We start from the raw sequence: 25676 nt of genomic DNA on the forward strand, positions 1-25676 counted from the left end.
CTTTTGTCTTTTTACTAATCGCGGATGCTTAATTAACGTTATGTCGAATTCTTCTACACTGGCTCAACTGGAGCAAAAAAATTCATTTGTTCGTCGCCACATTGGCCCTGGCGAGCAAGAAATTCAGGCCATGCTGGAGACCATTGGCGCCAGCTCGCTTGATGATCTGATGTCTCAGACGGTGCCGGCCGGTATTGAGCTGGATAAGCCCCTTGAAGTAGGCGAGGGAGCAACGGAAGTAGATGCACTGGCAGAGCTTAAGGCTGTCGCACAGAAAAATACCATTAACCGGTCTTTCATCGGTATGGGCTACTATGACACCCATGTGCCTAATGTAATCTTGCGTAACGTACTTGAGAATCCGGGTTGGTATACAGCTTACACGCCGTATCAGCCAGAAATCGCCCAGGGCCGCCTGGAAGCCATCCTTAATTTTCAGCAACTGACCATTGACCTGACCGGGCTTGAGCTGGCCTCGGCGTCGCTGTTGGATGAAGGCACCGCCGCGGCGGAAGCGATGTCGCTGTCAAAGCGTGTGTCAAAAAACAAAAAAGCTAACCTGTACTTCATTGCCGATGATGTGCATCCGCAAACTCGTGACGTAGTCGCCACCCGTGCTGAGATGTTCGGGTTTGGTATTGTCACCGGGCCTGCAGAAGAAGCAGCCGAACATGATGTATTTGGTGCATTGTTACAATACCCGTCAACCACTGGTGAAATCAGTGATATTCGCGGCGTTATTGCGGCGGTGCAGGCTAAAAAAGGCATTGTGTCTGTAGCCGCCGACCTGATGAGTCTGGTATTGCTGGAGTCACCCGGCGAATTGGGTGCCGATGTCGCACTGGGCAGTGCTCAGCGCTTTGGCGTACCGATGGGGTATGGTGGTCCACACGCGGCGTTTTTTGCCACCCGTGATAGCTACAAACGCTCACTGCCGGGGCGTATTATCGGCGTAAGTAAAGACTCCCGCGGCAATCAGGCGCTGCGCATGGCACTGCAAACCCGCGAACAGCACATTCGTCGCGAGAAGGCCAATTCGAATATCTGTACTGCCCAGGTACTGCTGGCGAATATGGCTTCCTTCTATGCGGTGTACCATGGTCCACAAGGGCTTAAAACCATCGCTGAGCGTATCCACCGGTTTACTTCCATTCTGGCCACTGGTCTTACTCAAAAGGGCCTGGCGCTTAAACACAACACCTGGTTCGACACCCTGACCGTGCAGGTAGAGGACAAAGAGGCGGTACTCAAAGCCGGCTACGAGGCTGGCATTAATCTGCGCAGTGATCTTGAGGGCGCGGTAGGTGTTTCTCTGGACGAAACCACCACCCGTGGCGACGTACTGACTCTGCTGAACGTGCTGCTGGGTGACGGGCACGGACTGAAAGTGGAAGATCTGGACGCTGAGGTGACCACCCAGGACAAAAACGGTATTCCGGCCGACCTTATGAGAACCAGCGACATTCTTACCCATGAAGTGTTTAACAAGTACCACTCCGAAACGGAGATGCTGCGTTACATCAAGTCACTGGAAAATAAAGATCTGGCCCTGAATCATTCGATGATCTCTCTGGGCTCGTGCACCATGAAGCTGAATGCCACCGCGGAGATGATCCCCGTAACCTGGCCTGAGTTTGGCCAGCTGCACCCGTTCGCGCCAGTAAATCAGGCGGCAGGCTATCAGGAAATGATCAGCGAACTGAGCGAGTGGCTGATCAACATTACCGGCTATGACGCATTATCTATGCAACCTAACTCCGGCGCGCAGGGTGAGTATGCCGGCTTGCTGGCTATTCAGCGTTACCATGAGAGCCGCGGCGAAGGACATCGTAATGTGTGCCTGATCCCCAGCTCGGCGCACGGCACTAACCCAGCATCAGCGCAAATGGTAAGCCTGAAAGTGGTGGTGGTAAATTGCGATAAGAACGGCAATGTAGACCTGGACGACCTGCGTAAGAAAGCACAGGAAGTGGGCGATAACCTGTCGTGCGCAATGATTACTTACCCGTCTACCCATGGTGTATATGAAGAAACTATCCGCGAAATTTGTGACATCGTACATGATCACGGTGGTCAGGTTTATATGGATGGCGCAAACATGAACGCGCAGGTAGGCATTACATCGCCGGGCTTCATTGGCTCTGACGTGTCGCACCTGAACCTGCACAAAACCTTTTGTATCCCGCACGGTGGTGGTGGTCCGGGTATGGGCCCCATAGGCGTGAAGTCGCACTTAGCACCATTTTTACCTAACCACAGTGTAGTGAACATTGATGACGCCGGGAAAGACTGTGGGGCAGTATCGGCAGCGCCATGGGGCAGTGCCTCTATTCTGCCAATCAGCTATATGTACATTAAGATGATGGGCTCTGCCGGATTGCGTAAAGCGACCGAAGTGGCCATTCTGAATGCCAACTATATAGCCAAGTCGCTGGAAGGACATTTTGACGTATTGTACAAGGGCCGGAATGGTCGTGTGGCCCATGAATGTATAATTGACTTGCGTCCGTTGAAAGAGGCGTCAGGGGTGAGTGAGCTGGATATTGCCAAGCGCCTGATTGATTACGGCTTCCACTCTCCTACCATGAGCTTCCCGGTAGCCGGTACGCTGATGGTTGAGCCGACTGAATCCGAATCGCAATATGAACTGGATCGCTTCGTCAACGCCATGATCAGTATTCGCGAAGAAGTCGCTAAAGTAGAAAGCGGTGAATGGGACGGCGAAAATAACCCACTGCACCATGCACCGCATACGTTAGCGGACATTTGTGACAGTGACTGGGGTCGTAATTACGATCGCATGCTGGCCGCATATCCGGCCCCTGAAGTACATCGCAATAAGTTCTGGCCAAGCGTAAACAGAATTGACGATGTCTATGGTGACCGCAACCTGATGTGTTCTTGTCCTGCGATTGATACTTATCGGGATGAGTAGTCTGCAAGTGTCAGTTTCGAATGAAGTTTGTGTTGCTTAAATAAAGTTTGTGAAAAAGGGCCGTAGGGCCCTTTTTAATGCCGCGAAGCTATGCACCGTAAATATCTCATCATAAAACTTTTACGATCAACGGCTTGCTACCAATATTTGAATCACTTTCTCATCGTCCCCATTATCAACCTTAGCAGTAATGTCTCTGATGGTGGTTGTGGGAGTAAGACGATTAGAAGGACGTGTATACCTGTTTAAATATTGATAAGTCTCTGACGCATTATACTTACTAGCGAAATTAGCGATGTAATCACCATTGCACTTTAGCGAATTTGCTACACTTTTCATCCGAAAGTGTTCGGTTCTGTGCACAGATCTAGCCGCGGGCAACTGTTTTACGCTTTTCCGCAAGGCTAATTTATCGTCAGTTACCGCAGCTATACAGACTTGGGTTTCTACAGATGCATCGCCAGCAATAAACTCATATCGATCGGCAACGGCTGATAGTGACGTTACGCATGCTGCGAGCCCTAATAGTAGATAAGACTTTTTCATGATTGCACTCCGTGTAAACATAAACTTTTTTGGGTTATTTACTTACTTAAATGTTTAATTGAATAATATTTTATTTTTCTTGATTGGTTTTTGAGTTAAAAGCTCAAAAAAATAAAATGTCAGTTATTCTTCTTAAACGGTTGTCAATATGGCATTTCTTTATTTTTTTTGACATGACAAAATATTAATCGTTTGATAATTGTTAGGTATGGACTATATTATTTAGATGAATATTTGTTACTAGCCTTATGAAATTGTAATACTAGTGCTTAGAGTGAACTCATGCGCTATACATTCAACGACTATGAGCTGGACACCCGTCAATTCAGACTTTTTCGCGCTGGTATCCCAGTATCCGTTGAACCAAAGGTTTTTGACCTCTTGGTTTACCTAATTGAGAACCGCCACCGGCCAGTTACCCGCAAAGAAATATTTGAAAATGTGTGGCATTCGCGGACGGTGTGTAATACGACCTTGAGTAATCATATAAAGTGTGCGCGAAAGCTATTGGGAGATAATGGTGAGCAGCAAAGCGTAATAGCCACCGTGCGCTGTCGTGGTTATCAATTTGTTGCTAAAACACACAGAGTAGTAGACTCCTCAGTTATTGCCTCACTATTTTCCCGTCCTAAAAACCTGACATGGGCCACTACTTTTATATTGCTGATACTCGTGGCTTATATTGCCCTCGGTCATCACCATAATGGGCTAGTAAATGACCAGATAAATATTGCTATCCGTCCTTTTAATAACCATATGCCGACAGCCGAGGGAAACTTATTCGGGATGGCAATAGCAAACCAGATTGCCGGCACGCTTTACGGTCTCAACACGCAAAAAGAAGCACCTAAACTTCAGTTAGCGGAGGAAGATAATGCAGATTATATTTTACACGGTCGTTATAAAAATGACGGTGATGGTCTGGTGGTTAATGTTGAGCTTTTAAATGCAAATACTAATAAAATAGTATGGGGGGAAACTTTCCATGTTGATAAAAAAGAATTGCATGAAGATAAGCAGGGTTTGTCAGATGAAATCGCGGAAAAGGTAAGTGGTTATTTGCGATAAACTTAAATTTTTGTGCGGGGTATATTAAGAGTTGTTTACTTTTTTATAAATGTTACTGCCGAGCTAAATGCCATTGTTAAGGGTTCACTGCACCTGGAACCTATTAGAGCCTAATGGGGCCTCAGACCTCCCCCAATTGCGTTATGATAAGGGGCTAGAAGCTCCATAACGGAGAGCCCTCGTAGGTGAGGGCTGTTGGGGACATGAAGCGGTATGTCATACAGCGTTTTCTAAATAGCTCTGTATAAAAAAAACGTATCGCGGACGTTGTGTTGCTTATTCATCACCGTTGGCTTTGTTTACCCTGCCCTTGAAGTCAGGTATGCGCCGTTGGTCGGCTTCGGTTGCGGACGTTACTTTTCCATTTTCCGCGATATCTTGTATCAGCCACTCCATTTCTTTAATTTCTTTCCTTTGCGCTTTAATGATCTCATTTGCCAGTTCACGCACTCTGATGTCTTCAATGTTCGCCCGTTCACTGGTCAGAATTGCGATTGAGTGGTGGGGGATCATCGCTTTCATATAAGCCGAATCAGACACGGTGGTCTGGGAACGGACTAAATAGATACACCCGGCAAAAATCACCAATGCGCTTAACAGAATAGCAATATTGAGTTTTTTATTGGTATACATGCCAAGCATAAAAACGAGCATGATAATTGCCATCCCGGCGCCCATATACAGGGCCATATACGTTCGTGTTTCACTGAACCAGACGTGGGAGGCTGCATAAGTGTTCAGGTACATCATGATGAACATTGCAATGGTAGAGGTAAGTATCATTGCCAAAAATTTCATGTATTTCATAAGTAATCCTTACTTTGTGATCAGAACAAATGTTGAAAACCAGTGCTGATTACTTTTTGTATAGTGTATTTGCGCGTATAGGTTCACTGGCGTTGCCTGCAGATTCGGAATAGACCCATTTCATCCTTAAGACGGTTCGGCTAGATAGCAAGTAACAAAAGAGTTGTCGGGCCTGTATCTTGTTGGGTGCAGGCTCGATGTGGAGAGGGCGCTTGGCAGGATGAGTTCATGGAAGTACGTCTACAAAGCTGCCTGTGCGCAGGCGATTTACTTTTGCGGCAATTTAGCATAGTCTTCATGAGCATTTTATTTCTGAGTTCGTATGCTAAAACCTCTTACACATATCGTAGTCGTTATTGCCATGCTTATTGCCTGTGTAGGGCAAGCGGTGGCCTATACGTCTATGCATTGTGAAGCGCCGAATCAATCACACCAGAATAATGCGCAGATGGATCATAGTTCAATGCAACATTCGGACGTCACAGCTGCAGCTATGAGCCAACACGCCCCGGGTACGCACGACGAATGTTGTGATACAGAATGCGTCTGCCCCACGGGTGCCTGCACAACGTTCACGATTATTGGCTCAGAGCCTTATACTGCGTTTGTTATACGTCAAAATGAAAGCATAGCCTTTCAGCTCACCACCCAAACGAAATCCATCTCTACCTCACTGTTTCGTCCCCCGATTTTTACCTTCACAGGATAAATGTGTCTGGTGTTCGCGAAACCTGTTTTGCGAGCGCTTTTTAAACACATAATCAACGCGTAAATATATACTTCGCCAGTATGGCATTTGAGCTTTACCTGGTTTCTCTGGGGAACAGAAATGATAGTCAAGTTTATTAAAATCATTGCAGTAGTATTGTTGCTGCCTGTGGGAGCGCAGGCGGAAGAAAATCATCACGAACCAGCCATGTCAGAGCTGATGGTCTACAAATCGCCAACCTGTCATTGCTGCAAAAAATGGATAAGCCATATTGAAGATGAGGGATTTACTATCTACGCAAATGAGTTCTCCAACTTAGCCACCGTAAAAAATAACTACGGTATCAGGCCGGAATACCGCTCGTGTCACACTGCGGTGACCAGAAATGGTTATGCAATAGAAGGTCATGTGCCCGCGAAGTTTGTTAACCAGTTCCTTGCAGAACAACCCGCCGGGGCTATTGGCCTATCCGTGCCTGCTATGCCGGTTGGCTCACCAGGGATGGAAGTTGACGACCGGTTTACGCCCTACCAGGTACTGATACTTTTTAAAGACGGCACCAGCCGGGTATATGCCCACATTGATACTTACGAGGAGCAGTTCAAATGAAACTCTTATCTTCTATACGTTCATTTTGGGGTATTGCAAAAGTGAGTGTGGGCGTAATGGTAAGCATGTCTGCGTTTGTTGTGCACGCTGAAACAGCCATCTCCTTAGAGCAGGCAATTACGCTGGCGTTGCAAAATGACCCCTGGCTGCATGGCAGTAAGCTCAGAGAAACCGCCACAGAGCACAGAAGTGTTGCTGCAGGCGCGTTGCCAGATCCGACCGTCTCACTGAGCATCATGAGCGTGCCTACCGATTCATGGGATCTGGATCAGGAAGGTATGACGCAACTGAAAGTGGGCGTAACGCAGATGTTTCCCCGGGGGGATAGTTTAGCGATAAAAGAGTCGCAGTTACGCACAGAAGCATCAAAGTTCCCGTTATTGCGTGCCAACAGAAAAGCGAAGCTAAAAACTAAGGTGTCGGAGCTATGGCTTGATGCATTTCTGGCTCAACAGACGATAGCTCTGATTGAATCAGACTGGGCACTCTTCGAGCAAATGGCGGAGATAGCCCGCGCAAATTATGCCAATGCGATTGGCCAGACCCGCCAGCACGATGTCATCAGAGCACAACTTGAAATTGTTCAACTGGAAGACCGGCTAACTGAGCAGAAGCAAAAACTGGAATCCAATGTTGCCCGCTTAAACGAATGGTTACATGTCTATAGCAGCGACGCAGACAATACGTTTAATTTCGATACTCAGCCGGCGGCGTTTGCTGTGTCGTCACAATTACCTGATGTGCGTCTGAAAAAGCCTTTAATACTGAAGCCTTCGGCCTACTCAAGAACCGATTTAGCACGCGAATTTGCTGACCACCCGGCTATTTTAGCCATTGATATAAAAAGAGAAGTAGCAGAAATGGAGATTGCACTGGCAAAGCAGCAGTACAAACCTCAGTGGGGGGTGAACGCCAGTTACGGTTATCGAAACGATACTTCTTTTAATGAAGATCGGGCGGATCTTTTCTCCGTGGGCGTGTCCTTCGATGTCCCTCTGTTTACTGAAGATCGCAAGGATCAACAGGTGGCCGCTTCCATCGCCGACTCACAAGCGATAAAAACAGAAAAGCTCTTGCTGACTAAGCAAATGATAAGTGCGGTTGAGCAAGAATTGCGACAACTCAACCGTTTGAGGCAGCGACAGTCGATATATCAGGAAAAGCTACTGAAACAATCTCATGAACAAGCAGAAGCGACTTTAACCGCTTACACAAATGATGATGGCGATTTCACCGAAGTCGTCAGGGCAAGAATTGCCGAGCTGAATACGCGAATTTCTGCCTTAAAAATAGACGTTGAAACCTTAAAAACCGTCACCCGCATTAATTACTTTTTTGTTTCGGCCCAAACGTACACTGAAGGCAGGCCAAATCTGCGCTCGAATAGCGAGTTCGACGCCACCGAAAAATCCGGAGCTCACTGATGGATCATAATAAAAACAACACCCTTAAGATTGTCGCCGCTACTTTGATAGGCGTATTACTTGGGGCTGGTGCCCTGAGTATTTTTCAGGATTCTTCTACTTCATCAGAGACAGAACAAGAATCGGGTGAAAAAAAACCGCTCTACTGGGTGGCTCCGATGGATGATAATTACCGGCGTGATAAGCCCGGCAAATCGCCCATGGGGATGGATTTAGTCCCGGTCTATGAAGAATCGTCATCAAAGGACGAGGTTGGGCCAGGCGCAGTAGAAATAGCCCCGCATGTGGTAAACAACCTGGGGGTAAGAACGTCGCCGGTTGAGCTGAAAAAAATGGACTCAGAGATAACCACTGTGGGTTATGTGCAATATGATGAGGATGAGCTTATTCATATTCACCCCCGGGTAGAAGGGTGGATTGAGAAATTATACATAAAGGCTGCGGGCAACCCGGTGCAGCAAGGCCAGCCACTGTATACACTTTATTCCCCCCAGCTGGTTAACGCGCAAGAAGAATTTCTGATTGCCCTGAATCGCAACAATAACTCACTGATCGAAGCAGCGAAAGACCGGCTAAGTGCCTTACAGCTGTCCGCTGATTTTATCGAGCAATTAGAAAGTACCCGCAAGGTTCAGCAAAATGTGACTTTTTATTCCCCCCAGTCCGGCGTGGTGGATGGGCTAAAAATCCGCGAAGGTTTTTTTGTTAAGCCGGGGACGACGTTAATGAGCATCGGGCAATTAGAAGAGGTGTGGGTTGAAGCCGAAGTGTTTGAGCGGGATGCCGCCCTTATTAAAGAAGGGCTGCCTGTGTCAATGACGCTGGATTACCTGCCTGGTCAAAAGTGGCAGGGAGTGGTGGATTATGTTTACCCGACCCTGAACGACAAGACACGCACACTTCGGGTGAGACTGAAATTCGATAACCCGGACCAACAGCTAAAGCCTAATATGTTTGCCCAGGTATCCATTCACGCAAACACTGACCAAGAAGTGACGGTGGTGCCGAAAGAAGCGGTCATTCGTACCGGCGATCAGGATCGGGTCGTTCTCGCGCTTGGGGAAGGGCGGTTCAAGTCAGTGGAAGTGTCCATAGGCCGGGTTTCCAAAGATAACATCGAAATTTTAAGTGGCCTCGATGAAAATGATGAAGTGGTCACCTCCGCGCAGTTCCTGATTGACTCTGAATCCAGCAAAAGCTCCGACTTTAAACGCATGGCAAGTAATGAGGTACCAGAGTCAGTGTGGATGGAAGGCGAAATCAACACCGTGATGGCCGGTCACAGAATGGTCAATATCACTCATGGCCCCGCCGAAGCCTGGGACTGGCCGGAAATGACGATGGATTTTGATGTATCTGAAAGTGTGGATATCGATGCGTTGAAAGCAGGCCAGACCTTACATTTCGAGGTGACCAAAACGCAGGCGGGTGGCTATGAAGTTACCGGCATTCATATTATGTCAGAACCTGAGTTTCCATCAGCTACCGTGGCAGGCACCATCAATTCAATAGACGTTTCCACGCGGATCTTAAATATCAGTCGCGGGCCAATTGAAAAGTGGAACAGGCCTGCCACAACCATGGATTTTATGCTTACCGACGCAATTGATATTGCCGGTTTAAACACTGGCGATGAAGTGGTGTTCACCTTTGAGATTCGGGATGATTTTGTGATCACCGAAATTTCATCAGCACCCTCTGGGGCGACTTCTGAAGCGCACCGCCCGATGGGCGCGGACCACGCTGATCACAGCGACCACCAGTAAGAATTAAGGAACCGTCGTTATGATAGAAGCAGTTATTAGGTGGTCGGTGAGCAACAGGTTTTTTGTCGTCCTGCTCACCTTAATTCTCGCGTTCGGGGGACTCTATTCGTTAAAGAATACTCCGGTTGACGCTATCCCTGATCTTTCGGATGTTCAGGTCATCATTAAGACCAGCTATCCCGGTCAGTCCCCACAGGTCGTGCAGGATCAGGTCACGTTTCCGTTGACTACCGCGATGCTCTCGGTACCAGGTGCCCAAACCGTCAGGGGGTACTCATTTTTCGGTGATTCTTACGTATACATCATCTTTGATGATGATACCGACTTATATTGGGCGAGGAGTCGGGTGCTTGAGTACCTGAGTCAGGTCGCTTCCACACTACCTGAGTCTGCCACACCGCAATTGGGACCCGATGCCACAGGGGTTGGCTGGGTCTATATTTACGCGCTCACCGATCGAACCGGTCAACACGACCTGAGTGAGTTACGTAGCATCCAGGATTGGTTTTTGAAGTATGAGCTGCAAACCGTACCCGGCGTGTCCGAGGTGGCTGCGGTAGGCGGTATGGTCAAACAATATCAGGTACAAGTCGACCCGGATAAATTAAGAGCGTACAACGTGCCGCTCAGCCATATTCAAACCGCGCTTAAACGCGGTAATCAGGAAACCGGCGCGTCTGTGGTTGAGATGGCTGAAGCTGAATACATGGTAACGGCCACAGGCTATATTCAGTCAGTTGAAGACATTGAAAAAATTCCTCTGGGTATTAACGACCAGGGTACGCCACTACGGGTAGGCGATGTGGCCACCGTTAATCTTGGCCCTCAGATGCGGCGGGGCGTCGCGGAGCTTAACGGGGAAGGGGAAGTCGTCGGCGGTGTGGTGGTCATGCGTTTTGGCGAAAATGCCCAGCAAACCATAAACGGCGTAAAGGAGAAACTAGAATCTCTTAAGCTGTCATTGCCGGACGGGGTAGAGGTTGTCCCCGTCTATGACCGGTCGCAGTTAATCGACCGGGCCGTAGATAATCTGTGGAGTAAGTTGACGGAAGAGTTAGCGGTGGTGGCTCTCGTCTGTTTCGCTTTCCTGTTTCACCTTCGCTCCTCCATTGTCGCGGTGATCACTTTGCCCCTCGGCATTTTGGTGGCATTTATCATCATGTATTTGCAAGGCATCAACGCCAATATTATGTCCTTAGGTGGCATTGCCATTGCCATCGGTGCGATGACCGATGGTGCCATTGTGATGATTGAGAATATGCACAAGCATATGGAAAAAACACCGTTAACCGATGAGAACCGATGGCAAGTGGTAGCCAAAGCAGCAAGTGAGGTGGGCCCTGCACTGTTTTTTAGTCTGTTGATTATCACGGTTTCCTTCCTGCCGGTGTTTATACTCGAGGCGCAGGAAGGCAGGATGTTTTCACCGCTGGCCTATACCAAAACATATGCAATGGCGGCGTCAGCGGGTTTAGCAGTGACTTTGGTACCGGTGTTGATGGGCTATTTTATCAGAGGAAAAGTGGTCTCTGAAAATAAGAATCCATTAAACCGACTGTTGATTGCCGGATACATGCCTGTGCTAAGACAAGTCATGAAATACCCCAAGTCGACAATAGTGGCTGCGATTATCGTCACCATCGTTGGTTTCTGGCCGGTTGATAAAATTGGCAGTGAATTCATCCCGCCATTGGATGAAGGCGATTTGATGTATATGCCAACCACCTATCCTGGCATTTCAATCGGCAAGGCGAGAGAGCTATTGCAGCAAACCGATAAGCTGATACGCACCGTGCCGGAGGTAGAGAATGTGTTCGGCAAGGTAGGGCGGGCTGAAACCGCCACCGATCCTGCGCCGCTGACCATGATTGAAACCTTTATCCAGCTGAAGCCAAAAGACGAGTGGCGTGAAGGGGTGACCACGGAGTCATTAAAAGCTGAACTCGACAAATTAGTAAAGTTTCCCGGCCTGACCAACGCCTGGGTGATGCCAATTAAAACGCGTATCGATATGCTCGCCACAGGCATTAAAACGCCGGTGGGTATTAAAGTCGCGGGCCCCGATTTGGATAAAATCCAAAAAATTGGTCAGCAAATTGAGCAACTACTGCCGCAAGTAAACGGTACCGCGTCGGTGTACTCAGAACGCGTTGCGGGTGGCCGTTATATCAAAGTGGATATATCACGGGATAAAGCCAGTCGGTTTGGTTTAAACATAGCAGACGTTCAGCAGGTGGTGGCCACGGCCATCGGCGGCATGAACGTGACGCAGACCGTGGAAGGACAGGAACGCTACCCGGTAAACTTACGTTACCCTCAGGATTACCGCGATTCGCCAGAACAACTGGCGAGACTGCCGGTAGTCACACCAACCGGCCAACGTATCGCGCTCGGCGACGTTGCGACAATCCGCGTTGAAAACGGACCGCCGGGGATAAAGAGTGAAAACGCCCGTATTAATGGCTGGACATTTATTGATATTGACGGGGTGGATGTAGGGAGCTATGTGGACAATGCCAAAGCTTTCCTGGCCGACAACCTGGACTTGCCGGCAGGTTATTCAATTACCTGGGCTGGGCAATATGAGTACATGGAGCGCGCGAAAGAGAAGCTTACTTATGTGCTACCTCTCACTCTGGCGATTATTGTCATCTTGCTTTATTTAAACTTCCGTTCATTCAGCGAAGTGGCGATTATCATCATAACCCTGCCGGTGGCGATGATTGGTGGATTGTGGTTGTTGTATCTGGAGGGGTTCCACTTTTCGGTGGCGGTAGGTGTTGGATTTATAGCCCTTGCCGGCGTGGCAGTAGAAATTGGTGTCATTATGCTGGTTTATCTGAACCAGGCTTATCAAAATGCTAAAGATGAGTGCGCGCGTGAGAATACCCAGTTAACTGCCGATAAACTGGCCCACGCGATCATGGATGGGGCAGGGAAGCGTATCCGTCCGGTCATGATGACGGTGGCCACCATAATCATAGGATTAATGCCAATTCTTTATGGTTCGGGAACCGGGTCTGAAGTGATGAGCCGCATTGCCGCACCCATGGTTGGCGGCATGGCCAGCGCTGTAATTTTAACTCTGGTCGTGTTGCCCGCTGTTTACTATCTGTGGCGTGTCCGCAGTCACGTACAAACTAAAAAACCGCCGTTCAGTCTGCTGAAATCAAGTCGTAAATATCACAAGTGGTTGATGGCATTTCTTGGTGTGCAGTTTTTATTCTGGTCGGTGAGTGGGCTTTATATGGTGAGTATGGACATTCACTATATACATGGTGAAGAACTCGTCAAAGAGCAGACTCAGACACTGAATACAGAGAAGATAAGCTATTCCACCGCCATGTTGCTGTCCGACTTTCCTGAAGCAACTGATATCTCCATTGGCAGATTAATGGATCGGCAGGTATACAGATTTACCAATGGCGACGCTGGCCTTGCGGTAGTCGATGCCAGTTCGGGAGCAGTGGTGCCGCCCGTTGATGAAAGTACAGCACGAGAAATAGCGCATTACGTCTACTCAGATACGGGAACCGTGGACTCGGTAGCACTGATAGAGTCGACGTCGGTGCTACCTGCAGAAGTCTCACCGCGACATTTGCCGCTCTGGCAGGTGAAGTATGAAGGCGTGACAACCCCCACCTTTTATATTAACCAATATACTGGGAAGGTGGTGGCTAAACGGCACAACTTCTGGCGGTTGTTCGACTGGATGTGGCGATTTCATATTATGGATTATGATGACGGCAGTAATGTCTCTAACTGGCTGTTATTTGTCGTGGCCACACTAGGACTAGTTGCTGCCTGCAGCGGCGCGATTCTGACCTATTTCCGGGTGCTAGCGTTAGGTAGACGGGGGGCGATGTGATGTCCTTATTCAAAGTCAGTAAAACCGCGCATAAATGGCTGTCGCTGGTGGTGGGAATTCAACTTCTGGTTTGGTTGGGTACCGGCGTTTATTTCAATCTTATGGATCATCATAAAGCGATGGGGCATGAATTCAGGGCCCATTCTCATCAGGAAACAAAAGCCGGAAACCTCAACATTGTTCCGGTTTCTTCTATTGCGAGTGCGCCGCCCATCAGTGTTCAAATGTTATGGATCCTGAATCATCCCTATTACCATTTTGTTTATGAAAAAGGCCAGCATAGTTACCAGAAACGTAATTCGGCATTATTTGATGCGGTATCCGGTGAGCGGGCTCAGCTGACCGCAGCGCAGGCGCTTGTGCTAGCACAGCAGTCATATTCCGGTCCGGGCCAGCTGCAAAAAGCGCAGTTGGTCGCGCCTCCTTTTGACGATTATGTTACCCAGCAGAATCCAATGTGGCAGATTGACGTCACGGACGACAATAGTACGCGGATCTACTTAGATGGGGTGACGGGCAGGGTTATTCGGCATACCAACGATGACGTAAGACTAAAAAATCTTATGATGAAGCTGCACTTCATGGACTACGGTAACGAAGGTGGCTTTAATCATGGATTAATCATCCTCTTTGCAGTTTTCACCCTGTTTTTATCCGTTACAGGGGTGCTGTGGCTGGTACAACAATGGCAGTCCGGATTATTGAAAATTAATTGGCGGACTCGCTACAAGCCCGTCACGGTGACGTTCTCTGATGATGGCTCGCGTTCTGATATTTCTGCTAAAGAGAGTGCAAGTGTCCTCGACGAGCTAGCAAACTCTGAGATATATCTACCTACCACCTGCGGGGGCGGGGGCACCTGTGGGAAGTGCCTCTTCAAAAGTGATGTCACCCTGCCAACTACCTCTGCGGAGAAAGAGCAGCTGTCTGAGCGTCAACTTAAACAAGGCTATCGTCTGGGGTGTCAGCACAAAGTCTCGGAAATCAGCACTATAGAAGTTGCGTCAAATCGCTGCGTGGATAGTTGCGACCTGGTGGTCACAGAAAGTAAATTTCTTACCCCCTTTATTAAAGAAGTTACCTTTAAAGAGAAATCAGGCCGTAAGTTGGCGTTTAAAGCCGGCGCCTATATGGAGTTTGACGTACCTGCCGGCGTTAACAACTTATGTCCGGTTGATTTACCGGCAAAGTTTAAACCGTACTGGACTGATTTTTCGCAAGGCGAATTTTCACACTCAGGCGCGACTCGCCATTATTCTATCGCTAATTTTGACCAGGAATCTGAAGAACTCACGTTCAATATACGCTGGCAAACCTCTGCGGGTAACTATGCTGCAGGTATCGGTTCGAGCTATCTGGGCTCGCTTAAAACCGGGGAAGAGATTAAAGCGAGGGGCCCTTATTGTGATTTTTATGCAAGCAACAATTCACATCGGGAACGGATTTTCGTGGGCGCCGGCTCGGGGCTTGCACCCTTGCGTTCAATTATCTTCGAGCAACTAAAAAAATATAACGCAAGTGGCGAAATGGTGTTGGTCTATGGTGCCAGAACCGAGGATGACCTTCTCTACTATGACGAGCTTAAAACACTGGAAGCGCAATTTGAAAACTTCAGATACATTCCCACCCTGTCAGCTCCCTCAGATAGCTGGCGCGGGGAGTCAGGGTATGTACAAAAAGTATTGTCGACCCTCCTAAATGAACGGGGGGAGCCATGGTCAGCGGAATACTATCTTTGTGGCCCCGCCGCAATGATGGAAGAAGTTGAGAAGATTATATTGGCCAACGGGGTACCGGCGGACCTTATATTTAAAGATAAATTTAGCCGTTAGTACCGGACTGTGAGTGCAAAGCTACCGGTGGACGGTGCATCGTAAACCCGTAAGCTACGGGCGTTCAATGAGTAGGGGGTTATCGCCCCTGCCGGACATGCAGTCCTTCACGGGTTATTTCACCGGGTTTGTGGGGGCATTTGGCAAAATGCGTCGTCACTGCGTATAGTTGCTATTCATTTATTTATAGGAAAAGTCATGGGACGTTTACCCTTGTTATTGCTGTTAATGATCAGTGTTTCTGCCTGCAGTGATCAGGAAGTCGGAGATGTGTCTCTGGGTTTGTTTACTACCAAAGATATTAAAATAGATGCGCTTCAGGATCCCATAGTAACCGGGGTAACCTGCCACATTTCCAGCATTGAAGCAGACTTGGACTTTTCAGACCCTTCTGACAGTGCCATTGCCTGCCGCCAGACAGGTGATATTACGGCCCGGATGATAGCGGAAATTGATAAATCAGCGTCCGGGGATGTGGTGTTCAAAAAGTCGAAAAGTATCTTCTTTAAAAACATGAAGGTCCGCCGGATATATGATGCACAGTCCAAAACCCTGATGTACGTGTCTTACTCCACCAAAGAGTCCTCAGGTAGTTTCAAGCATAGTTTGTCTACTGTGCCGCTATGGAATACCCAGGCTTATCCTTCGGTTAGCACCACCAACTAGCGGCATCGTAATGACCGTTGATATAGCGTTTTGAAAATACCGCTTGGGGCGTGAGAGCAATCTTGTTAGTGGTGTAGTGCGTAGTAGCTACATCACATTACATAAGGATTGCTATGAAACGTTTTCTCTCCCTGACCACGGGCCTCTTGCTGGCCGGCATGGCTACTGCCAATGACCTCCCGCAAGCAGAAAAAGTCGCCTATAGTGACGGCGTTCAGATAACGGGTGTCACCGTCTCAGAATCGGCACGGGTGTTTGTTAATGCACCTAATTGGCGGGACGGCGTTCCTTATGCAGTAGCTGAAGTTAATCCCAGTACCAATGCTTTCACGCCGTACCCTGATGAAAAAGCCAACCGTTGTGTCGCTGACAGTAAACCTGCTGATGACTGCTTTTTAGCAGTACAGTCGGTGGTAGCGCATGATAATAAACTCTACGTTCTGGACACGCGCAACCCGAAACTTAAACAGGTGGTAGATACTCCACGGATATTTGTGGTGGACTTAAGTAGCAACGCCATTACCGATGTCCTGATGCTGGCTGAGGATGCTTATCACAGCGACTCTTACATTAATGATCTGCGTGTTGATGACGAAACCCAACGCATCTACCTCACCGACTCAAATCATCCCGGCCTGGTGGTCTATAACCTTAATGACGATACCAGCTATCGCATACTGGATGGGCTGGCCAGCACTACGGCGGAGGTGGCTGGTATTAATGTCGCGGGGACGCCAGTAAACATGACGATTCACTCAGATGGCATTGCCCTGGATAGCCGTAACCGCACGTTGTACTTTCACGCGCTGTCTGGTTATACGTTATACAGCATCAATACCAGCGATATTAAGCAAGGCAAGACAACCGGCAAACATGTGCGTGCGATCTCCCAGACCGGGGCGCCTGATGGCATGATTTACGACGGTGAGGGGAATTTGTATCTGGCGGATTTAGAGCACCACAAAGTGCAATACCTCACGCCAAGTTTGGATTTGCGGACGCTGGTTGAGGGGGACGCAGTAAGCTGGGCTGACACCTTCAGTATCCATGAAGACTATCTGTATTACACGAACAGCAAAATCCAGCATGCAGGCCAGGATGTCACTGACATGGAATTTGAAATTTACCGGGTGCCCCTGCCATAACGGGCAGCGTGCACTGCAGGTTGCTACGAAATCAGAGAGGCGACAAACCATAAAAGCCGGGGTTGAAAACACCCCGGCTACCTTTCACACCCTGTTACGGCCTCTAAGCAAACCGCGGGGGCACCACCCCCAAGCCTCTCCGCTGCCCCCTTTTTCAACAACCACTTTCAATTTACATTTGATGCATGATTTGTGTGAAATTTAGCCACCTTGAGCTATGTTTAATGCGCGGTGAATAATCCTATTACCGTCTACGGAGAGCAGAAAATGAAAAATATAGTGAAAGGAGTAGCAGTATTTTGTTTTGTTAGTTTAATTTCAGTCTCAAATGTACTGGCGAATGATCACGAGCCCCCCTTTGTTAGCGGCCACTATTGGGAGGTGACGGGTGTGAAACTCTCAGATGGTGCCGGTCTTAAATACAGCAAATGGCTGGCTGACGAGTGGCGTAAAAACCTGAACTTTGGTAAGTCTGAAGGCTGGCTGGAGCGTTTTGAGGTATTAAGTAACGTACATCCCCGGCCTGATGAACCGGATCTGTACCTAATAGTGGTTTTTAAAAATATGACCACGCCCGACCAGGATGAAGAACGGCGTAAAAAGTACATGGAGTGGGCCAAGAAAAGCATGGAAAAAATGTACGCAGAGAGTGCAGACCGGGCGGAATATCGCACTGTGATGGGCACTAAGTTGCTGCAGGAGATGAAATTCAGAAAGTAATTAGATGCTTAGGGAGCGGGCGCTTTTGCATCTGAGATGCGGTTCGCTCCCTCATCTGGCTCTTCACCGCTCCCACTGGGTGCTTCCAGGCTGAAGCCCGGAAAGTTTATGAGCATCTTCTAGTAAAGCATGTGCCATCCTGCGTATATGTTAGTACTTCCTCCAAAGCGGTACCTTACCCTTACTACATACAAAACTTAGTGACCCATTACGCGCTTTTATCCGTTTGAAAATACCAACATTATTACTGGCCGTTGACCAGTAATCTGAACAACTTGAGAGAGCTGCGTCCGACAGTGACGAACAGGTTTTATTGCTACCGGGCCAGAAAGGGAAGAGTTATGTTGAGAATAGAAGGCGGCATTATAGCCGTATTTTGTTTAATTCATTTATTCGCCGGTAAGCTACGGGTACTGGAGAGAGTACCCCGTAGTCGCTGGTTATCGTTCGCTGGTGGCGTATCTGTAGCTTACGTATTTCTGGTGCTATTTCCCGAAATCGCTGAAATACAGGTGTCGCTGGAATCACACAGCCCAATTGCGTTAAGCAGCGAACATCAGGCCTATCTGTTGGCGCTGGTGGGGTTAAGTGTTTTCTACGGCGCGGAACGCCTTGTTAAAGGCCGAAAAGACGGGCATGAGCAGCCAGGTGAGCATAAGCAAGGGGTGTTTTTCATGCACCTGGGGGTCTTTGCACTTTACAACGCCCTGGTGGGTTATTTGCTCGTTCATCGCGAATCAGCGGAAGTTCAGAGCCTGGTATTTTATGGGCTAGCCATGGGCTTACATTTTCTTGTTAACGACTACGGGATGAGGAAGATCCATGCGCACCGTTACCATCAGCTAGGACGCTGGATATTAGCAATAGCTATTGTGGCCGGTTGGCTGGCAGGATTGGCACTGGAAGAAAGCAGTGCGTTGGTTCACGGGCTCTTTGCATTCCTGGCGGGAAGCACCATCTTGAATGTACTTAAGGAGGAGTTACCTGAAGAACGGGAGAGCCGGTTTATTCCGTTTGCGGCCGGTGTAGTCTTATTCACCTTGCTGGTTATATTTTCTGCTGGTTGATTAGTGTCCGTTTGCGGTATTATCGCATGTTAACCTTTATTGAGGGGAGCGCACCAACGTTTAGAAAAGTATCACTGGATTATAGTGAGTCATGGTTAACGGGCTGGTGGAATTAAGTCCCGATAAAGGGGCATATTGGTAAGTGAACATCCACTGTCGGTGATCACGCCTTTCCCGGCGCACATTCACACCGGTGAAATGGCAATTAAGGAATGAACATGAGGTTCACAACATACCGTGTTATCGCTTGCGCCTTTTGCATAGCGGTAGCTCTGCCGGTACAGGGTGCTGTGTTGCGTGCGGTGACAGAACTGTACTCGCCATTCCAGGAGTATAATGAGGAAGGTAAATTAACCGGCTGTGCGACTGAGTTGGTGAGAGCTCTGGCTGAAAAAAATAATCATGAACTGGCAATAGATGTGATGCCCTGGAGCATGGCCTATGCGGTGGCCAGGAGCACGCCAAATACTATGATTTTTTCAATCGGTCGCACACCCCAGCGAGAAAAGAGTTTTCATTGGGTGGGAGAAATAGCTCAGCAAAAGCTGTATTTCTGGGTTCTGGCGAACAGCGCTATTCAAGCCAATGAGTCATTGGACGCGTTTCGAGATTATAGTATCGCAGTAGTGAAAGATGCCAACACTCACCAATTACTTGCAAGGCAAGGGTTTAAAAATCTGTATCTGATGTCAGCAACCGAAAGCAATATCAGCGAAAGTAGCCGGGTGCAAATGCTGTTAAAAAACCGGGTTGATATTATGATTGGCACCACGGTGCAAATTGGTCAGGCTTTGAGTGAGATGGGGCTGAGCGATGCGGTTCTGCGCAGAGTGCATTCAAGCGATGCGTTGAATACCAATCTGCATTTGGCATTCAGTAAGCCTTCTGATCCTGAAATAGTGAAACGATACCGCCAGGCCTTTCAGAGCACTGTTGCAAGTCATGGCATTAAAGAATGCCTTGCGACCTGGCAAGCTCGCCAGTTGGCATCAAGATAACCCCACTGTACTAATTGGAAAGTGGTTGTCATTGCCGTCGGGCGTGGTAAGGTTAAGATGAAAATTACGCGCACAGGCGCCATCGTCGAATTAGATTGATCAAGGAATTCTCATGCAAACCGTTACTGCACAGTATAATTATAATTTTACCTACTGATTGCGCCTGACTTGGTGTTCAGGGGCTGATATCGCTTCTGGGCATCGCAGGTAAACGTTTTGCAAAAAAGCCCAGAATGGTTTCCCATCTGGGCTTTTTTAATGCCCTTTGCAGAGTGAATAACATGAAAGATCTAACACTGGGGCAGATTCGCCGCCAAAACAGAGTAAAACAGGAAGTGGTAGCCATGGCGCTTTGTGTAACTGCGTCGGGGGTGAGTAAACTGGAAGCAAAGCGCATTCAGGACGTACCCTTGCAGCGGGCCGCAGCGTACTTAGCGGCGGTTGGGGGACAAATGAAAGTAGAGCTGACGTTACCGGATGGCGTAACGCTGTCGTTAGGGGAAGGGGACACGGCCTGAGCCGTGCCCTGCATGACTAATTTGTGTAGCTAACACTGTTTTCCCGGAATCGTACATCCGTCGCGAATGCGTGTAGCCAGGTTTTAAACGCCACGCCTTCTGCGCTGCTCTCATTGAAGAACGGGCTGGGCTGGCTTACCGGTAACGCATTGTGCTCACAGAAGTCGGTTAATACCATATGGCAGGTACCTTCACCGATGTAGTACTGATAATTCCACGTAAATGCTGACAATGTGTGGGCAGAGGCTCCCATGCGAACATGCCACGTCAAAAAGTATAAGAACTCTGACTGGGAAAGCGCCCAGTCCGCCGGGTTCAGGTTACCCCGATCGATCTGATCTGCAATTTTCAGAAACTGTACCTGTACCGCATCCAGCCCGGTGGTGTACTGAGCGAATCGGTTGAAAGGGTAAGCGTACGCCAGCGCACCCATTAACTGATTATTCAGCTTGTAAAAACGGTAACCACCAAGCTTACGGTTAAACGGTGCCGGTAGGGTGTTTTCAAGATTCCAGTTTCCGCCCGGGGTAAGCACGTCATTCACAAAGCCCCGGGTCATCACCGCCATGGCTGAGTCAGAGAGCAGGGAAGCCTGTACGTCCGGGAACGCCGACTGCATATAAGGGAAGTTGAGGGTGGCGCCGTAGCCACCGGCACTGCTACCCGCAATTAGCATATTGTCTGGCGTCTCTGAGGCATAATGGGATTTCAGCCATTCGCGTACCGCCAGCACATTGTCATGGCCACGGTGCTTAATGGACACAGGCGCACCTGGCATGCCGGTTACTACACCCGTATTATCGGTATATTCGACTTCGCTCGAACCCGCATGCAAGTCACCACTGCAATAAGGAATGAATACCTTACTCCAGTCTTTAAACGGGTTATCGTCTCGCTGGTCATTAAAAATCCCCCCCATTTCGGCGGGGTGATTTTCCGTGTGTATAGACGGATTATAAGCTGGGCGGCTTTGTGGATTGCCGTCGTGTTGCAAGGCTAACGAGTCGACGCAGGTGGCATCATTCCAACAGGCACCGCCGCCCTGAAAATAAACCAGCACATTGTCTGACTCACCCTGTTTAAAGTAAAAACGAAAGTCGTTGGGAATGAAATCAGGCGTGCCCGGAGGCGCATCAGCCGGCGCGGGCAGTGCTTCCATAGCACAGGCAGGTTGTATTGTTTTGGAGGTGCCATCTGACAGCGTTACCTGCATATTTTTTTCAACAGGAATGGTTTGCCACTCCTGCGCATGAGCGCAGGTTAAACCGAAAACTGAACAGGCTGAGAAGAGAAACAAGCGCTTGAGAAACATAGTTTCGTTCCTTGAATTATTGGTTGAACAGCCTATACCGCAGACTATTAAAAAAAGTTCATCTTAAAGAAATAAATTAATGTTGGATAGAGTAAAAAATACTCAGTTGTGTTGCGTCTCTACTCCTGAAAAGTAGGTGGTCACCCGCTGGGTTGATGCGAGATTGCGCGCTTAGTCTGAGGCTGGCGGGTAACGCTCGCATATACGAGGAATTTTTCCTACCATATGGGGTTAATTACAACCCGCAGCGAGACAAACATGGCCGTTCACGAGATTACCCACCCCCTTATTCAACACAAAGTCGGACTGATGCGTGATGCCGGTATAAGCAGTAAGCATTTTAGGGAGCTGGCCGGTGAAGTCGGTAATTTGTTGACCTATGAGGCGACCCGGGCGCTGCCAACAGAGGAAGCAACCATCACCAGCTGGTCCGGGGATCAGGTACCGGTAAAACGCATTGCCGGCAAAAAAATCACCGTGGTGCCAATTTTACGGGCGGGCCTGGGGATGCTTGATGGTGTTCTGGAGCTTATCCCCAACGCCAAAATCAGCGTCGTTGGCCTGTATCGTGATGAGGAGTCACTGGAGCCGGTGGCCTACTTTGACAAGGTGGTGAAAGATATCGATCAGCGCATGGCGCTTATTGTCGACCCCATGCTGGCCACCGGGGGCACTCTGATCGCCACCATTGATTTGTTAAAGCAAAAAGGCTGCACACAAATCATGGGGCTGTTTTTAGTGGCCGCCCCAGAAGGGATTAAAGCGGTGACAGATGCCCATCCGGATGTAGACATTTTCACTGCATCCATCGACGAAAAGCTCAACGATAAAGGCTATATATTGCCCGGCCTGGGTGATGCCGGAGATAAAATATTCGGCACCCGTTAACATTTATTTCTCAATAAGGTTGCGGTCTGGCGATCAACATTTTAAAATTATGTTAATCGATTAAGCCCTCGTCGGGCTTTACTTCGCAAAGCACGTTTAAACAGCACTACAAATTTATACCGGCTCATTTGCTTGGTGAGGTGCAAAATTGAAAGCGCTTGCATGCGAGGGTGGCCCTTATTACTAAGCCAGGCAATGACAAAAACAAAACTGACTCTTCGGGATGTAGCTACCAAGCTGGGCGTCTCAACTGCCACAATTTCAAACGCCTTTAACCGGCCGGACCAGTTATCAGCAGCAAAGCGTGAAGAAATTCTGGCTGCTTGCAAAACTATCGGCTATCACGGCCCAAACCGGGCCGCGCAAATTTTGCGTAAAGGTCACTCTAATATCATAGCGCTGGTGCTGGCAGACAGCATTCAGTATGTAGTAAGCGATCCGCTGGCCAGTAAGTTTATCCAGGGTGTCTCCGGAGAGTTGCAGAAGCACAATAAGCACCTGTTGCTGTATGCCGGCGACTCAGAAACTATCATGGATATTGTGGATTTCGTGGATGGCTTTATCTGCTATGGTGCCCCCCGCAATGCGGCACTGGCTCAGGAAATGGCCCAGCAGAGTAAACCGGTAGTGGCGGTGGATTTTGACCTTCAGGGGTTTCCGTCTATTAACATAGACAACGAGGAGGCCGCCTATCAGGTGGCCAGGCAAGCTGTTAACGCAGACGACCATGTAGCTATTCTTGGTTTACGGCTGATTGATTCACCGAGTACCTGCCGGGTTTACGATACTCCCCTGTTTGAATGCGACCGTTCCATTTCACACCGTCGGCTGGAAGGGTACCGTCGAGCCGTGTCAGAAGCGGGGGCGTCGGTCAGCAGTGACTGGATTTGGCATATACCGGAAAGTGACAGCACCTACGCCCGGCAAGCCGCGCGGGAAGTGCTGAACAGTCACCCGCGCCCGGATACGGTGCTGTGCATGAGTGATATCATTGCGCTTGAGTTGCTGCAGTGTGCGCTGGCCATGGACATTAAAATTCCCCAGGAACTGCGCATTACCGGCTTTGACGGTATAGACGAAGCGCTGCGAACCCGCCCCCCGTTAACCACGGTCTGTCAGGCCAGCATGGAAAAAGGCCAGCTGGCTGCACAATCGTTATTAAATCGTGAACAGAACGCCATTAAGATGCCGTTCGAGCTGAAACTGGGTGAAACCAGCTGATTTGCTTCGCAACCAATTCTGGCAGAGAGAGTTATCCGGTTAAGCTTGGATAACTCTCTTTGCATCCAGTGTCGCTAGGCAGGGCGGTAACGGGTTAATACGTCGGTGTGCGACTGGAAATTCAGCGCACACCCTTCGAAAAAGCGGGGCAGGCCGTTTTCTTCTAATAAATCGCCTGTGCCGGGCTGGTTGGGCGCCACGGGCGGAAAAATCCCATAGCCTGCCAGCATACAGTGCCACGATGTCGCTCCAAAATGTGATTCCAGTTGCTGTCGCTGAATTTCCTGCGTGAGGTCGCCCTTGCGATACCATACGTCCAGTAATTGTAATAACGACTCCGACAGCGCCATATTGTTACGGTTGTCCCGCCAATAGGCTGAATCATCCCGGGTATTGAGCTTGTAGTGACCCACAATGTAGTCCCGGACCCGCTCAAAGCGTTCTGAGATGATGGCGTTATATTCGTCCCGGTACTGCGGCGAGAGCTCACCAGCGGTAAACTTATCGATAAATATTTCGATACCCAGCTGTACCAGGTGGAGTGCGGTCGCCTCCAGTGGCTCGATAAAGCCCTGTGATAACCCCAGTCCCAGGCAATTGTGGCTCCAGGCTTGTTCTGTCTGGCCTACCCGCATGTTTAAAAAGCGTGCTTCCACGTCACTGTCCAGTAACCCCAGGTGGCGTCTTAGTTCCGTTTCGGCGCTATCTTTATCCAGATAATCCGTGCTGTATACATAGCCATTGCCGGTACGGTTGGTTAACGGGATCTGCCAAGTCCAGCCATTAGATAACGCCGTAGCCCGGGTTTCCACCGGCGGTTTCTCCATGGCCGGGGTAGGCAACACCACAGCGGCACCGTTAAAAAGGTTTTCTTTAAACGAACGGAACGGAACCTTTAGCGTGTTTTGCAGCAACAGCGAACGGAATCCTGAGCAATCGACAAAAAAGTCACCCTCGATACGCCGGCCGTCGGCCAGCTGTAAGGTTTGTATATCCTTACTGGGGGCCGTGATGACCTCTGTGATATTTGCCTGAATATGCTCTACCTGATTTGCCACCGCACGGGTGCGAAGAAACTCGCCGAGCTTGCCGGAATCAAAGTGATAGCCGTATTCAATACGAAACGGGAAGTTGTCGGGGGTGACAGGCGCCAGTCCGCGATTGGCCAGATAACCATTAAACAGAAACTTTTCTGGCGTCGTTTCAACGTCCAGACCCAGCCGACGGGTGCGACTGTTCACATGGAAAGGGCGTTCACTGAATGTGTCCAGTTGCGAAATAAAAGGGTGGCTGTACTCAGCCACACCCATCTGCGGGCTCCAGCCGGCGAAGCGAATGTTCACTTTGTAGGTGGCATGACACGCCGGCATCCACTCTGATTCGGCGATCCCCAAATCATTAAAAAACCGCTTGAGGGTGGGGGTTGAGCCTTCACCGACGCCGATGGTGCCGAGATCGGGTGATTCAATCAGCGAAATGCGTACACGCTGGTCGGCAAGGTGGTGGGCAAACAGGTTGGCGGCCATCCAGCCGGCGGTGCCACCGCCCACAATCACCATATGCATAGGTTCAGACAT

General features: G+C 49.1%; 18 protein-coding genes and 1 pseudogene. 15 read left to right on the top strand and 4 right to left on the bottom strand.

Annotated features, from left to right (window positions below; translation table 11 throughout):
• Positions 1 to 40 precede the first annotated feature (40 nt).
• Positions 41 to 2935: an aminomethyl-transferring glycine dehydrogenase gene (gene gcvP, locus OCL06_RS13350; RefSeq protein ID WP_262995392.1), complete on the top strand. Its 2895-nt coding sequence runs from the start codon at positions 41 to 43 to the stop codon at positions 2933 to 2935.
• Positions 2936 to 3061: 126 nt separating this feature from the next.
• Here gcvP and OCL06_RS16220 read toward each other — a convergent pair whose 3' ends face one another.
• On the bottom strand, positions 3062 to 3502 hold the full coding sequence (locus OCL06_RS16220; RefSeq protein WP_373318489.1) for a DUF3718 domain-containing protein: 441 nt from the start codon (positions 3500 to 3502) through the stop codon (positions 3062 to 3064).
• A 261-nt stretch (positions 3503 to 3763) separates the two neighbouring features.
• Between OCL06_RS16220 and OCL06_RS13355 the strand changes: the two genes are divergently transcribed.
• Positions 3764 to 4549, top strand: a complete 786-nt coding sequence (locus tag OCL06_RS13355) for a FlgO family outer membrane protein (protein WP_262995394.1) — start codon at positions 3764 to 3766, stop codon at positions 4547 to 4549.
• 276 nt (positions 4550 to 4825) lie between these two features.
• Here OCL06_RS13355 and OCL06_RS13360 read toward each other — a convergent pair whose 3' ends face one another.
• Complete coding sequence (locus OCL06_RS13360) at positions 4826 to 5356, bottom strand: DUF305 domain-containing protein (RefSeq protein WP_262995396.1); 531 nt, start codon at positions 5354 to 5356, stop codon at positions 4826 to 4828.
• An 829-nt stretch (positions 5357 to 6185) separates the two neighbouring features.
• Here OCL06_RS13360 and OCL06_RS13365 point away from each other — a divergent pair.
• The 11 genes and pseudogenes from OCL06_RS13365 (at position 6186) to OCL06_RS13415 (ending at position 20678) form a co-directional block, all read left to right on the top strand.
• Positions 6186 to 6674 (top strand): DUF411 domain-containing protein, encoded by a 489-nt coding sequence (locus OCL06_RS13365; protein WP_262995398.1) that lies wholly within the window; start codon positions 6186 to 6188, stop codon positions 6672 to 6674.
• On the top strand, positions 6671 to 8098 hold the full coding sequence (locus OCL06_RS13370) for a TolC family protein (RefSeq protein WP_262995401.1): 1428 nt from the start codon (positions 6671 to 6673) through the stop codon (positions 8096 to 8098). Before OCL06_RS13365 ends, OCL06_RS13370 begins: the two co-directional genes overlap by 4 nt.
• On the top strand, positions 8098 to 9864 hold the full coding sequence (locus tag OCL06_RS13375) for an efflux RND transporter periplasmic adaptor subunit (RefSeq protein ID WP_262995402.1): 1767 nt from the start codon (positions 8098 to 8100) through the stop codon (positions 9862 to 9864). The genes OCL06_RS13370 and OCL06_RS13375 overlap by 1 nt, the downstream gene beginning before the upstream one ends.
• A gap of 19 nt (positions 9865 to 9883) precedes the next feature.
• Positions 9884 to 12985 (top strand): annotated as a pseudogene (locus tag OCL06_RS13380) (efflux RND transporter permease subunit); the annotation flags it as partial.
• A 746-nt stretch (positions 12986 to 13731) separates the two neighbouring features.
• Positions 13732 to 15564 carry a 2Fe-2S iron-sulfur cluster-binding protein gene (locus tag OCL06_RS13385; protein ID WP_262995403.1) on the top strand — a complete coding sequence of 611 codons (1833 nt, stop codon included), beginning with the start codon at positions 13732 to 13734 and terminating at the stop codon, positions 15562 to 15564.
• A gap of 198 nt (positions 15565 to 15762) precedes the next feature.
• Positions 15763 to 16230 carry a CreA family protein gene (locus OCL06_RS13390; protein ID WP_262995404.1) on the top strand — a complete coding sequence of 156 codons (468 nt, stop codon included), beginning with the start codon at positions 15763 to 15765 and terminating at the stop codon, positions 16228 to 16230.
• A gap of 113 nt (positions 16231 to 16343) precedes the next feature.
• Positions 16344 to 17375, top strand: a complete 1032-nt coding sequence (locus OCL06_RS13395) for an L-dopachrome tautomerase-related protein (protein ID WP_262995405.1) — start codon at positions 16344 to 16346, stop codon at positions 17373 to 17375.
• A gap of 390 nt (positions 17376 to 17765) precedes the next feature.
• Positions 17766 to 18095 carry a hypothetical protein gene (locus tag OCL06_RS13400; protein ID WP_262995406.1) on the top strand — a complete coding sequence of 110 codons (330 nt, stop codon included), beginning with the start codon at positions 17766 to 17768 and terminating at the stop codon, positions 18093 to 18095.
• Positions 18096 to 18436: 341 nt separating this feature from the next.
• Entirely contained in the window at positions 18437 to 19162 is a 726-nt protein-coding gene (locus OCL06_RS13405; RefSeq protein ID WP_262995407.1) for a hypothetical protein, read from the top strand.
• A gap of 302 nt (positions 19163 to 19464) precedes the next feature.
• A complete protein-coding gene (locus tag OCL06_RS13410; RefSeq protein WP_262995408.1) occupies positions 19465 to 20160 on the top strand; it encodes a substrate-binding periplasmic protein in 696 nt (231 codons plus the stop codon).
• A gap of 281 nt (positions 20161 to 20441) precedes the next feature.
• Entirely contained in the window at positions 20442 to 20678 is a 237-nt protein-coding gene (locus OCL06_RS13415) for a helix-turn-helix domain-containing protein (RefSeq protein ID WP_262995409.1), read from the top strand.
• A gap of 16 nt (positions 20679 to 20694) precedes the next feature.
• On the opposite strand, the gene OCL06_RS13420 is transcribed toward OCL06_RS13415, so the two are convergent.
• A complete protein-coding gene (locus tag OCL06_RS13420; protein ID WP_262995410.1) occupies positions 20695 to 21990 on the bottom strand; it encodes a pectin acetylesterase-family hydrolase in 1296 nt (431 codons plus the stop codon).
• A 258-nt stretch (positions 21991 to 22248) separates the two neighbouring features.
• Here OCL06_RS13420 and upp point away from each other — a divergent pair, with 258 nt between their 5' ends.
• Both upp and OCL06_RS13430 read left to right on the top strand, forming a co-directional pair.
• The gene (gene upp, locus OCL06_RS13425; RefSeq protein ID WP_262995781.1) at positions 22249 to 22878 is read left to right on the top strand and encodes a uracil phosphoribosyltransferase; all 630 of its coding nucleotides are present in this window, start codon (positions 22249 to 22251) and stop codon (positions 22876 to 22878) included.
• A 195-nt stretch (positions 22879 to 23073) separates the two neighbouring features.
• The gene (locus tag OCL06_RS13430; protein WP_262995411.1) at positions 23074 to 24099 is read left to right on the top strand and encodes a LacI family DNA-binding transcriptional regulator; all 1026 of its coding nucleotides are present in this window, start codon (positions 23074 to 23076) and stop codon (positions 24097 to 24099) included.
• A gap of 74 nt (positions 24100 to 24173) precedes the next feature.
• Here the strand turns inward: OCL06_RS13430 and OCL06_RS13435 are convergent, their stop codons facing one another.
• Entirely contained in the window at positions 24174 to 25676 is a 1503-nt protein-coding gene (locus tag OCL06_RS13435) for a tryptophan halogenase family protein (RefSeq protein ID WP_262995412.1), read from the bottom strand.

The sequence above is a fragment of the Alteromonas salexigens genome, from assembly GCF_025628895.1.
Taxonomy (GTDB): domain Bacteria; phylum Pseudomonadota; class Gammaproteobacteria; order Enterobacterales; family Alteromonadaceae; genus Alteromonas; species Alteromonas salexigens.